Below are 11403 nucleotides of genomic sequence, written 5' to 3'. Positions count from 1 at the left end.
TGGTGGCTTAAGCCCCGTGCCTACCGGGTATCGTGTTGTTCTTACCAGGAAGTCACCACTGTCTACCTGGTTCGCCGGGTGGCGTAAAATAGTAGTCTATGAGTTCAGCGCACTATTTTTCTGAAAACCCCACCGGAGACTTCACCCCTAAGCCCCTCTCTGTTGAGCTGGCAGGGCAGAAAGTCACTGTGATGACAGCGGGCGGTATTTTCAGCCCCGGTGGCGTCGATAAGGGCACCAAGATTTTGCTGGACGAGGCTCCCGAACCTACCGGCCGCCACCTCTTGGATATTGGATGTGGTTGGGGCCCCATTACCCTTACCCTAGCAATGCGGGCACCAGCAGCTGCGGTCTACGGCGTTGATGTGAACTCTCGTTCAGCCCAACTCACCGAGATGAATGCAGCTAAGCTGGGGCTGTCCAATGTGACGGTGGGTAGCCCTGAGTCATTACCCGAGGATCTCACCTTTGACACGATCTGGTCTAACCCTCCCATTCGGGTAGGTAAAGAGGTCTTACACGACATCATGCACCGGTGGTTGCCTCGACTCTCCCCCGGTGGATCTGCCTACCTGGTGGTCCAAAAGAATCTGGGCTCTGATTCTCTGCAAAAGTGGCTGAGCGCTCAGTTCCCGGCCCTGGAGGTTAGCCGCTACGCTACCTCCAAGGGCTTCCGCATCCTGCAGGTACACAACCCCGCAGAATAACCATGAGAGTTTGAGCGGCCGCGTTCTAGCAGCCGCTACCTCTCGTTTTCTTCCTAGCCGAGAAGGATTTTACCTACCATGGTGGCGGGCCCGGCGAGGACGACGTGTTCAAGTTCGTCCGGTCCGAGCACGAAGGTGACTGCTAAGGTGCCACCGGGGACACGCACCAACCACTCATCGGGGGCCTCGTCTCCGCCCCAGAAACGGGTGGCTGCTGCAGCTGCGCAGGCGCCGGTGCCGCAGGAGAGGGTTTCGCCGACGCCGCGTTCGTGGACGCGCATGCGGATTTGGCCGATATTTTCGGTGGCTGGGTCGCCGTCTTCTGCTGAGATTTCTTCGGGGACCACGAATTCGACGTTGGTACCTTCAGGTGGTCGGGGTGAAACTTTAGGGGCCTCGTGCAGGTTGAGTCCATCCAGTTTGCCGTCGGTCCCTAACATGACCACGGTGTGGGGGTTACCCATGGTGATGGAGAGTGCGCCGCGCGGGGTTTTGAGGCCCTTAGCGGTAACCTGGGCGTCAGTGCCGTTATCGCGTGCCATGTCACCGTTGATGAAGCCCCAGGGGCCCATATCGATGGCGTAGCCAGTATCAGTTTTAGCCACGGCTTTGACACCTGCTCGGGTGCCGATGAGGAGGCGTCCACCTTCTTCAAGTTCAATTAGGCCTTCACTGAGCAGGTAGTCCACGAAAGCGCGCACGCCGTTGCCGCACATCTCAGCGATGGAACCATCACCGTTACGGTAGTCCATAAACCATGTGGCCTCGGGATGGGCTTCTAGCAAGTGGCTGGCAAAGTCCAGGTTTTTGGTTTTGACCGCGCGGATAAATCCGTCTGCACCAATACCGAAGTGGCGGTCAGTTACCTGTGCAATCAGTTCAGCAGGAAGGTCCAGCTCACCTAAGGAGTCAGTGATAAAAATAAAATCGTTGCCCGTTGCATGCCCCTTCGTCAAGGTTTTGGCGGTGAGATCTCCCCAGACAGGAGCTTCATATACGTGGGTAGCCACTGGTATCCCTTTCGGTCGTTGGTCTCACAATAGACCTATTCATCTGCCCCTCAGTCTAGTTGCTCTGGGCAGGGCTTGTAGCCTCAAACTGTCGGATCGCCTCTATCGCTCGGTCGGCGTTCTCAGCATCTGACCAATCCAGCCAGGTCACCCTAGGATCAGCCGAGAACCAGGTGATCTGCCGGCGTGCGAACTGGCGAGTTGCGGTCACTGTATCGTCGATGGCTTTTTCCACCGTGTACTTCTCGCCCTGAGGCAACTGGCCGCGCTCAGCATCCAAAAGACGCAAGAATTCACGGTAGCCGATAGCTCTAGAGGCCGTCTTGCTCTGACGTAGTCCACGTGCCTCCAGTGTCTCTACTTCAGCCAGCAGACCGGCCTTTTCCATGAGAACCACGCGCTCATGCAGGCGTTCGTGCAGCTGTGCCCGGTCTCCGTTAAGACCAATTTGCAGGGAAGGCTGGACATACTGACGGGTAGGCATAAAGGACGAAAAGGGCCGACCGGTCACCTGGTAGACCTCCAAGGCTCGCACCAGCCGGCGGTCGTCCTTGACCCGTGCCGCTGATTCAGGGTCTACCTGCAGTAGCCGGGCGTGTAAAACACCGGGGCCCTTGGCTTTGAGTTCATCTTCCAGGGCAGCACGTACAGCCGGGTCCGTATCTGGGAATTCCAGCACATCTAGAGCTGCTCGTACGTAGAGACCAGAGCCGCCCACCACGATGGAATAACGGCCACGGCCCTGAATTTCAGCAATCCTCTGACGCACCTGCTGCTGAAAAACGGCGACCGAAGCTTCCTCGGTGACGTCCAGAATATCCAGCATGTGGTGGGGCACCCCGCGCATTTCCTCAGCGGTAATTTTAGCGGTGCCGATGTCCATACCGCGGTAAAACTGCATAGAATCAGCGTTGATGCACTCCCCTCCTAAGGTGAGGGCGAGGTCGATAGCAAGATCAGACTTGCCGCTACCCGTTGGGCCGACGATGGCAATGACCGGCAGAGCACTAGCGACAGTGGGGTGCGCCAGCTCAGCGGTTCCATCAGCGGAAGATGTCATGAGCGCTTCACGATGGTCGGGAGACCCAAAGATACCGGAGAGCCAGGAACCTGGGTGGTGCCGGTACCACACGAATCAGCCTGTGCTCGGTCCCAGGCATCCCCTGCACGCGAGCGGCGCACCGAGTACTGGCTGGCGTCCGGGTCTGAAATCAGGTGGAAGGAACCGGCTTCGGTGATGGGTAGAGTGACCAGGTCACCGGGACGGGGTATTTCGCAACCGGTAGGCACAGAGAAGTGCACCAGACGCTGATCTCGGGCACGGCCAGAAAGTCGGTGGGTCTGCTCAGCCTTGCGCCCTGATTCAGCGGTGACCATGAGCTCGACGGTCTTGCCCATCTGCTTACGGTTCTCTTCACCGGCAATGCGGTCCTGCAGGGCAGTCAGGCGCTCATACCGTTCCTGCACCACAGCCTTGGGCACCTGGTTAGGCATGGTAGCAGCCGGGGTGCCGGGGCGGATCGAGTACTGGAAAGTAAAAGCCGAGGAGAAGCGTGACTCTTCAACCACGCGCAGAGTCTCAGCGAAGTCTTCTTCAGTTTCACCGGGGAAGCCCACAATGATATCGGTGGTAATAACAGCCTCAGGGATGCGCTCGCGGACCTTCTCCAGAATCCCCAAGAACTTCTTGGAGCGGTAGGAGCGCTTCATATCTTTGAGCACCTTATCCGAACCGGACTGCAGAGGCATGTGCAGCACGGGCATGACGTTGGGGGTCTCTGCCATTGCGTCGATGACGTCATCGGTGAACATGGCAGGGTGAGGGCTGGTAAAACGGATGCGTTCTAGGCCCTCAATCTCACCGCAGGCCCGCAGAAGTTTAGAAAAAGCCTGGCGGTCGCCAAAGCCTACACCGTAGGAATTCACGTTCTGGCCCAGAAGAGTGACCTCAATAGCGCCGTCGTCTACTAATGCCTGTACCTCAGCCAAGATCTCGCCGGGGCGGCGGTCCTGTTCCTTACCGCGCAGGGAGGGCACAATACAGAAGGTGCAGGTATTGTTACAGCCCACCGAGATAGAGACCCAGCCTGAGTAGACCTTATCGCGTTTGGTGGGCAGGGTTGAGGGGAAAACCTCCAGGGATTCCAGCAGCTCAGCCTCAGCTTTGTTGTTGTGGCGAGCACGTTCAAGCAGGGTGGGAAGTGAGCCAATGTTGTGGGTACCGAAGACCACATCGACCCAGGGAGCCTTCTCAATAATGGTGTTTTGGTCTTTCTGCGCCAGACAGCCACCCACAGCAATCTGCATATCGGTGTGAACGTCTTTGACTTGCTTGAGCATGCCCAGGTTGCCGTAGAGCTTGTTATCGGCGTTCTCGCGCACCGCGCAGGTGTTAAAGACCACCAGGTCAGCACGCTCGCCGTCCTCAGCAGGCACATAGCCGCTGGATTCCAGCAGACCGCTCATGCGCTCTGAATCGTGTACGTTCATCTGACAACCAAACGTGCGCACCTCGTAGGTGCGGGTTGTGGTTGTTTCTTCTGGCTTCTCTACTGATACGTCAATACTCACTTCTCTAGGGTACTAGATAGGCGATAATAGTGACCATGTCAGCTTCATCCCCTCGTTTCGCCGTACTGATAGCGGCTGCCGCTGACGCCTACACTCCGTCTAGCACTGAGTCACCGGTGACCTCGGCTGCTTTCGCGCGCCTAGCGGCCGCCATGCTTGATTTCGCTGAGCAGACATCAGGATGCAGGGTGGGCGCGGTAAAGATTTTGTCAGCAGGTATGCGGTCGGTGGTTTTGCGCCTGGTCTTCGAAGGCTCGGATACTTCCCCGGGCGGCACCGTGAGCGCTACGAGCAGCCGCATCGTCAAGTTTTTCCGCCGTCGCGATGCTGCTAGTAATTCTGGGGGCTTTGGTTACCTGAGGGAAAAGCACGGTTTAGCCGCCTTGGATGAACTGGTGCCCGGTGTCTACCCGCAGCTACTTGCTTCTGACGATGGCCGCCGCACTCTCATGATGGAAGACCTAGCTTCAGGTGCAACCAGCGAACTGAAAAGCTGCGCTGAACTCATGGTCCAGGGGTCTCAGCAGGCTGCTTTAGCTCTGCGAGCTTACCTAGACCTGTGGACGGCGGTGCTCCGCTCCCCTGCCCAGCAGAAGACCATTGAAGGGTTCAGGCAGCAGCTGGCGCTAGCTGACCCCAAAGCAAGCAGCCCCGGTTCACTCACTTCCCCCGCTTTGGTGCTCAAAGGGCTAGAGCGAATGGTGGTTAGCGGTGATCTGCCTCCAGATCACCTTGCCCGGGTACGGGGTAACCTCGAGACCCTTTTGGCAGTCAGCCCCCACCAGTCTGTGTTAACCAGTGGAGACTTCTCGCCTCTCAATGTGGTCTTATCCGTTGCCCAGCCCCCTGCCCTGAGCACGGGGAACCTAGCAGTCAGGGCGCTAGATGCTGAGGGTAGCGCATGGCATCACCCCGCCCTGCTCCTTGCTGAAGTTCTCCTAGGCTTCCCATCAACACCAGGCCCATCACTGACCACCTACCTGAACGAAAGACAGCTTCAGGAGGCAGCCCTTATGCTGGCACAGCACATCTACCCCGGCATCCCCACCGCAGAAGAATTGACCAGCGTGCCAGAGGTGGAAGCCGCGTTGCTGATTATTCAAGGCATTCGCGCCGAACAAGCCGGCAACTCGCCACCAGCATCAAACTGATCCACCACACGCTACACCGCTGACCACTCGGAGACTAAAAACCTCCCCGTACAATCTAAGATGAAACACACCCGCCCTCTCTCGAAAGCTAATCTATGCCTCATAGCGTCACCTCCAGCGGAGCTACCTATCAGCGCCCTGCCCCCACCCTGAGCGTCCTTCAGGGTATCGCACTCATCTTCGGCACCAATATTGGCGCCGGTATTCTCAGCCTGCCCTACGCCGCCCGAAACGGCGGCTTCTTAGCGCTCGCCATTGCCCTGGCCATCGCGGGTCTGCTCACCACCTTTTCCATGATGTACATTGCCGAGATTTCCCAGCGCACTAAAGAGCCCCTGCAGCTTTCAGGCCTTGCAGAAAAATATTTGGGCCAGACAGGTCGATGGATTATTTTTGCTGCCATCATGGTCAACAGCATTGGAGCCCTCATCGCCTACGCGGCTGGTTCAGGTTCTCTGCTGAGCAATCTGACCGGACTTCCTCCGCTGGCCGGGAGCCTCCTCTTCTTCTTGGCAGGCTCCTTCATCATGTACAAGGGTTTGCACGCTACAGGCTTGGTCGAGGGCCTTATCACTACCGGCATGGCGGCCATCATCCTTGCTCTTTCGCTCTGGACCATTCTGGGCCCTGGTATCACCTTCGAAAACCTACTGGTGCTACACCCCTTCTTCATCATCCCCATCATGAACCTGGCGGTCTTCACCTTTATGGCCCAGTACGTCGTACCTGAGTTAGTGCGCGGCCTAGGCGATACCAACCCTCGTGCTATCCCCACCGCTCTAGTGGGTGGCATGGCGGCCACAGGCTTCACCCTGGCTTTGGTTCCCTTTGTGGCACTCGGTTTGCTGGGCGACAACGTCTCAGAAGTAGTCACTCTCTCCTGGGGTGAAGCTCTGGGACCTGTGGCTTACTACCTCGCTAACATCTTCGCGCTCCTCGCCATGTTCACTTCTTTCGTTGCAATTGGCTACACCGCGATGCGCAACATCTTAGATATTGCCCACTGGAATGAGAAAAGCCGCAAGCGTCTCATCGCTGTGCTTCTGACCGTTGTGCCGCCTCTAGCGATTTCTCTCGCGGGTCTAGGTGGCTTCGTTTCGGCACTCAGCTACGCCGGCGGCTTTGCCGGTGCTGCCATGTCTATTCTGCCGGTGCTCATGCTCCATGCTGCCCGCAAGAAGGGTGAGCTACAGCCAGTCTGGGCGGTCACCTGGCAGGCTCACCCCCTCATTCAGGGCCTGCTCATCTTCACCTATATGGTCGCCTTCATCTACTCCCTGGCTGCCATCTTCGGCCTACTTCCCACCGGCTGGGCTTAGAAACCTTTACCGCAGTCACTGATACAGCACGAGGGCGCCGCTTGCACTAACAAGTGCGGGCGGCGCCCTTAGTTTTTATTCGTAGTAGCTTCCCGAACTTGAGTTCTCTATGCCGTTCTCTTCTATATACGTTTCAATCTCTTGCTTGACCACACTGAAAGCCAGCCCCGATGGGTAGCCCTTCCGCGCCAGCATAGCTACTAGGCGGCGCATGATTTTATCCTTCTCCTGGCGGTCAGCGAGGTCCATGGAGGGCCGCAACTTCTTACGCACCAGCTCATGGGCATCATTGCGTTCGTCATCGTCGGTGCGCTGTTCCAGTGCAATCTCTGCGGTCTCCCCCTCCACACCTTTTTGCTTCAGTTCCCTGCGAATAGCGCTTCGAGACAGCTTCTTTACGTTCATGCGAGTGCGCACATAGACATCGGCAAACTCAGCATCGTTCACAAGACCTACAGCTTCACAACGAGCCAACACATCTTCAATGACAGGTTCAGAAATCTCTTTCTCAACCAACTTCTTATAGAGCATAGACCTGGATTTAGGGGAGGCTGCTAACTGGTTAAGCACCACATTCTTTGCACGGCTGAACTCGCTCTCAGGCTCTTTAGCACGGCGTCGGCCCTGCCCGGGTTCCGGTAAGGGCGTAACCCCTTGAAGCAACATCGCTTCGTCGCTGACCGGCTCATTAAGGGCGGAGCCTTCACGGAAGAGCGGCGTGCTCCGCGGGCGTTTTTGTTGAACGTCTGGCTCCCCGGCGCTGGCTGCCCCAATAGCGGGTGCAAACGGTGAAGTAGCAGCATATTTTGCTGGCGGGCGGCGGAATCCCTTCTTATGGTTGGGATTGCGCCGCTTGGTGTAGCGGTTAGTACCCGAAACAGATTCGTTCGAAGCTGGACGCTGTTGCTGCCCATTAGGTTCCGTGGGCAGGTTTTTGCCGGTGTACGGGGTCGCAGGTGCAGAAGTCGCGGCATCAACCCCGTTTTCGTGGGGAAGGTCCTGGGCTATGCCCTGAGCAGCCGGGTGCCACGCAGGGTACTCCTCTGGCTGTAGAAAGGTCTCTTCTGAAAAATTGCTACTCTGCATGCTTCTACTTTCTCATATGAGCGAAGCCGCCCTCCCCAGAGGGAGGAGCGGCTTGCTCTGTCTCAACCGGCCCTCACTACCCCTAGGTGGAGAGCTTCTGAAGAGATGGGGTGGAGAACTTGGTGGCTAGAAGTTCTCTGAAATGTCATCCAGCGGATCAACCGAGTCGCTAGCTACTTCCTCAGGCTCTTCTTCAGCTTCTACGATGCCGAGCTTAACCATAGTCTTGTACTTAATTTCCTCACAGAGCTCAGGGTTGTCTTTGAGGAAGCGGCGAACGTTTTCTTTACCTTGGCCCAGCTGGTCACCCTCATAGGTGAACCAGGCACCGGACTTCTTGACCACGTTGTGGTCTACTGCCAGGTCCAGGATGCCACCTTCTACCGAAATGCCTTCGCCGTAGAGGATGTCGAATTCAGCCTGCTTGAAGGGAGGCGCCATCTTGTTTTTGACGATCTTGGCACGAGTGCGGTTACCGATGGGGTTAGCCCCGTCCTTGAGTGTCTCAATACGGCGGATATCAATACGGACCGAAGCGTAGAACTTGAGTGCTTTACCACCGGTGGTGGTTTCAGGTGAGCCGAAGAAGACACCGATCTTTTCGCGTAGCTGGTTGATAAAGATCGCTGTGGTGTTGGTTGAAGCAAGACGTCCGGTAATCTTACGCAGCGCCTGGGACATCAGGCGAGCCTGCAGACCCACGTGGGAGTCACCCATTTCACCTTCGATTTCCGCGCGGGGCACCAGAGCAGCCACGGAGTCAATAACGATAATATCGACCGAACCGGAGCCCACCAGCATATCCATAATCTCAAGGGCCTGCTCACCGGTGTCCGGCTGGGAGACCAGCAGGGAGTCAGTATCAACGCCCAGCTTAGCTGCGTAAACAGGGTCAAGAGCGTGCTCGGCATCGATGAAAGCGGCGATGCCGCCCTCCTTCTGGACGCTGGCAACAGCGTGAAGAGCAACGGTGGTTTTACCCGATGATTCAGGGCCGTAGATTTCTACGACGCGGCCACGGGGCAGACCTCCGATACCCAGGGCGGCATCCAGAGCAAGAGCACCAGTTGAAATGGTGTCAACCTTAGGAGTCTCACGGTCACCCAGTCGCATGACTGAGCCTTTTCCATAGTTCTTATCGATCTGCGCAAGTACAGCTTCAAGTGCTTTTTCTCGGCCTTCGGCGGGCACCTGGCTCACTGTCTGCATTCGGGTTTTAGCTGCCATCTACGTTTCCTCATCTCTTATCGTGGCGGAGTGTTTTCCTCTAGTCACCACGGTAATACCTGTGGCTGACACTTTAGGGAGTCTCGGTATATTTTCTGAAAATCTGTGGATAACCGTTTTATGTGTCAGCGTTTAAGCTTCATGTGTACACATTCTACACACATTCGAACATATTTTCTATTAAGTGCGAAAGTGTTCTAGTGATTCGCTAGTCTAGGCACGCTGCGCCACGTCGGGGCCCAGCCACCGATCTTCAGGCAAGTCTTGGATGCGGCAGACGGCAAGCCACACTGCGCGCACGTCCTTACCCGCAGCTAATGCCTGCTCAACCGTCAGATCGCCAAAGTCTCCCGGCACCAGGTCTCTAGCAAGATGCCGGGCATAGGCTGACCCAAATTCATGCTCCATCGCTACCCAAAATTCACTGAGCTTCATAGTTGCCTTTACATACCTGAATAGAAAAAGAGCTGAACCCCCCTACGGGTCCAGCTCCTCTTCTCTAGATTTCTTAGCGAGCCACTACGGGGCGCTCTACAGCGGGGATGTCACGGCTAGAGGTAGCTGCAATGCCGTATTCGCGCTTGAACTGCTCTGAAAATTCAGCGGGAACAGTATCAGGCACAGAGAAACCTTCTTCAGTTGCCATGCGGGCGGAAACTTCGGCCAGCATAGCTGAAAGCGTGATATTGAGTGCCTGGCAGATGGAAGCAAGAAGCTCTGATGAGGCTTCTTTCTGACCGCGCTCAACCTCGCTGAGGTAGCCCAGTGATACTCGAGCTGAATGTGAAACTTCGCGGAGGGTGCGGCCCTGGCGCTGGCGAACATTGCGCAGAACTTCGCCGATGGCGTGACGCAGAAGGATAACCTTGCCGGTCTCGTGGACTGGGGCAGCACTCTCTGTCTGACCCACATCCTTCCAACGGACGACACCGTTCACGGATACGGGCTGCTTCGTCATTTTTATACCTATCTCCTATGGGTATTTTCTTTTGATAGATTCAAAAGTTGGTTGTTATTCAGCCTAGCGCACTCAATCTGCGCAGTCAGCTGAAAATCAAGAATATTTCGTATACTTACGACCTTTTCCTGTTACATCTATTGAAACCCAATAACCTGTGCTTTCATTCCCCGTTTTCCCGAAATTTATCTGAAGACTTACTGGGAATTAGGTTAACAGCTTATGGTGGGGCTTGCTGGCAAGCCCCACCCATACGAGCCCACTAGCTGGATAGCTCATCCTCAAGAGCATCTGCCAGGAGCACCAGCGCATCGTGAGCTGCCTGTTGGCGTATGCTCTGGCGATCACCTGCATAGTTTTTTTCAACTGAAAAGACCTGCCCATCACCAGCCACAGCTAGATAGACTCGGCCAACGGGTTTACCGTCCCAGGGCTCGGGCCCAGCAGCGCCGGTTGTGGAAACACCATAGTCTGCCCCACAGACCCGGGCGGTACCCTCTGCCATATGTTGGGCTACCTCTGGATCAACTGCGCCCCTACTAGCTAGCAGACCACTTGGGACTCCTAACACCGACGCCTTCACCTCCGAAGCATAGGAAATAACTCCGCCTCGGTAGACAGCAGAGGCCCCAGGAACCGAGCAAATAAGCTGCCCCAGCAAGCCACCTGTTAGAGACTCAGCGGTAGCCAATGTCACCCCTCTCAGCGAAGCTGCTGCCACCAGCCTGGCTGCGGCTAGTTCAAGGTCTTGCTCACGTGGCTGCATTAGCGGCCCTGAGCTGTGAAGTAGTCCCGGCGCAGCTGCATTGCCTTAATAACGTAATCAATGCCGGTTACCACGGTAATCACCACGACGGCTGCCATAGCAATCCAGCCCGGCCATAGTGCCCAGGTGCCCAGCTGCCCCAAAGGCATAATCATGAGCACCAGGGCTACGGTCTGCAGAACGGTCTTCATCTTGCCACCCTTGGACGCTGCCATAACTCCGTATTTGATGATGAAAAGACGCATCACGGTAATGCCCCATTCACGCACCAGAATCACGATAGTGACCCACCACCACAGCTCACCCAGCATAGAGAGAACCACGAAAGCTGCCCCCGTAAGAAGTTTGTCGGCAATGGGGTCAGCAATCTTGCCAAAGCTGGTAATCAGATTGCGGGAGCGAGCCAGATGCCCGTCTAGCCAGTCCGTGATCATAGCAATGATGAAGACAGCAACAGCCCACCAGCGTAAGCCCATATCGTTTTCACCGTGCTGACCACCAGCCAAAAGCAGCCAGATAAAGAGGGGCACCATGACAATACGCAGGGCGGTCAAAGCATTGGGAAGGTTCCAGTTAGATGAGGTGGTAGCTGTTTGTTCTGCCATCTC

Annotated in this window: 12 protein-coding genes; 3 read left to right on the top strand and 9 right to left on the bottom strand. The window is 56.3% G+C overall.

The window, feature by feature from the left end:
• The first annotated feature begins 98 nt into the window (after positions 1–98).
• Entirely contained in the window at positions 99–707 is a 609-nt protein-coding gene (locus tag M3668_RS10715) for a class I SAM-dependent methyltransferase (RefSeq protein ID WP_251380833.1), read from the top strand.
• A gap of 53 nt (positions 708–760) precedes the next feature.
• Here the strand turns inward: M3668_RS10715 and dapF are convergent, their stop codons facing one another.
• The 3 genes from dapF to miaB are packed head-to-tail and all read right to left on the bottom strand — an operon-like array spanning position 761 to position 4288.
• Positions 761–1723, bottom strand: a complete 963-nt coding sequence (dapF, locus tag M3668_RS10710) for a diaminopimelate epimerase (protein WP_502948973.1) — start codon at positions 1721–1723, stop codon at positions 761–763.
• Positions 1724–1772: 49 nt separating this feature from the next.
• A complete protein-coding gene (miaA, locus tag M3668_RS10705; protein WP_251380831.1) occupies positions 1773–2777 on the bottom strand; it encodes a tRNA (adenosine(37)-N6)-dimethylallyltransferase MiaA in 1005 nt (334 codons plus the stop codon).
• A complete protein-coding gene (miaB, locus tag M3668_RS10700) occupies positions 2774–4288 on the bottom strand; it encodes a tRNA (N6-isopentenyl adenosine(37)-C2)-methylthiotransferase MiaB (RefSeq protein ID WP_353055979.1) in 1515 nt (504 codons plus the stop codon). The genes miaA and miaB overlap by 4 nt, the downstream gene beginning before the upstream one ends.
• Before the next feature lie 35 nt (positions 4289–4323).
• On the opposite strand from miaB, the gene M3668_RS10695 reads away from it, so the two are divergent.
• Positions 4324–5439, top strand: coding sequence for a hypothetical protein (locus M3668_RS10695; protein ID WP_251380830.1), 1116 nt, complete (start codon positions 4324–4326; stop codon positions 5437–5439).
• A gap of 95 nt (positions 5440–5534) precedes the next feature.
• Complete coding sequence (locus M3668_RS10690) at positions 5535–6758, top strand: aromatic amino acid transport family protein (protein WP_251380829.1); 1224 nt, start codon at positions 5535–5537, stop codon at positions 6756–6758.
• A 75-nt stretch (positions 6759–6833) separates the two neighbouring features.
• Here M3668_RS10690 and M3668_RS10685 read toward each other — a convergent pair whose 3' ends face one another.
• The 6 genes from M3668_RS10685 to pgsA all read right to left on the bottom strand — a co-directional run bounded on the left by M3668_RS10685 (position 6834) and on the right by pgsA (position 11400).
• A complete protein-coding gene (locus M3668_RS10685) occupies positions 6834–7844 on the bottom strand; it encodes a regulatory protein RecX (RefSeq protein WP_251380828.1) in 1011 nt (336 codons plus the stop codon).
• Positions 7845–7970: 126 nt separating this feature from the next.
• On the bottom strand, positions 7971–9071 hold the full coding sequence (gene recA, locus M3668_RS10680; RefSeq protein ID WP_251380827.1) for a recombinase RecA: 1101 nt from the start codon (positions 9069–9071) through the stop codon (positions 7971–7973).
• Positions 9072–9284: 213 nt separating this feature from the next.
• Positions 9285–9506, bottom strand: a complete 222-nt coding sequence (locus M3668_RS10675) for a DUF3046 domain-containing protein (protein ID WP_237203599.1) — start codon at positions 9504–9506, stop codon at positions 9285–9287.
• Positions 9507–9579: 73 nt separating this feature from the next.
• On the bottom strand, positions 9580–10029 hold the full coding sequence (locus M3668_RS10670; RefSeq protein ID WP_251380826.1) for a helix-turn-helix domain-containing protein: 450 nt from the start codon (positions 10027–10029) through the stop codon (positions 9580–9582).
• A 262-nt stretch (positions 10030–10291) separates the two neighbouring features.
• Positions 10292–10795 (bottom strand): CinA family protein, encoded by a 504-nt coding sequence (locus tag M3668_RS10665; RefSeq protein WP_251380825.1) that lies wholly within the window; start codon positions 10793–10795, stop codon positions 10292–10294.
• Positions 10795–11400, bottom strand: coding sequence for a CDP-diacylglycerol--glycerol-3-phosphate 3-phosphatidyltransferase (gene pgsA, locus M3668_RS10660; protein WP_251380824.1), 606 nt, complete (start codon positions 11398–11400; stop codon positions 10795–10797). The genes M3668_RS10665 and pgsA overlap by 1 nt, the downstream gene beginning before the upstream one ends.
• Positions 11401–11403: the final 3 nt, after the last annotated feature.

It is taken from the genome of Rothia sp. P100 (assembly GCF_023712425.1).
In the GTDB taxonomy this organism is placed as follows: Bacteria; Actinomycetota; Actinomycetes; order Actinomycetales; family Micrococcaceae; genus Rothia; species Rothia endophytica.
This window is presented reverse-complemented; position numbering and strand designations above follow the sequence as displayed.

Coding starts and splice junctions, on each gene's coding strand:
- M3668_RS10715 (WP_251380833.1), top strand. CDS start 99: ATGAGTTCAGCGCACTATTTTTCTGAAAACCCCACCGGAGACTTCACC.
- miaA (WP_251380831.1), bottom strand. CDS start 2,777: ATGACATCTTCCGCTGATGGAACCGCTGAGCTGGCGCACCCCACTGTC.
- M3668_RS10695 (WP_251380830.1), top strand. CDS start 4,324: ATGTCAGCTTCATCCCCTCGTTTCGCCGTACTGATAGCGGCTGCCGCT.
- M3668_RS10690 (WP_251380829.1), top strand. CDS start 5,535: ATGCCTCATAGCGTCACCTCCAGCGGAGCTACCTATCAGCGCCCTGCC.
- M3668_RS10685 (WP_251380828.1), bottom strand. CDS start 7,844: ATGCAGAGTAGCAATTTTTCAGAAGAGACCTTTCTACAGCCAGAGGAG.
- recA (WP_251380827.1), bottom strand. CDS start 9,071: ATGGCAGCTAAAACCCGAATGCAGACAGTGAGCCAGGTGCCCGCCGAA.
- M3668_RS10675 (WP_237203599.1), bottom strand. CDS start 9,506: ATGAAGCTCAGTGAATTTTGGGTAGCGATGGAGCATGAATTTGGGTCA.
- M3668_RS10670 (WP_251380826.1), bottom strand. CDS start 10,029: ATGACGAAGCAGCCCGTATCCGTGAACGGTGTCGTCCGTTGGAAGGAT.
- M3668_RS10665 (WP_251380825.1), bottom strand. CDS start 10,795: ATGCAGCCACGTGAGCAAGACCTTGAACTAGCCGCAGCCAGGCTGGTG.
- pgsA (WP_251380824.1), bottom strand. CDS start 11,400: ATGGCAGAACAAACAGCTACCACCTCATCTAACTGGAACCTTCCCAAT.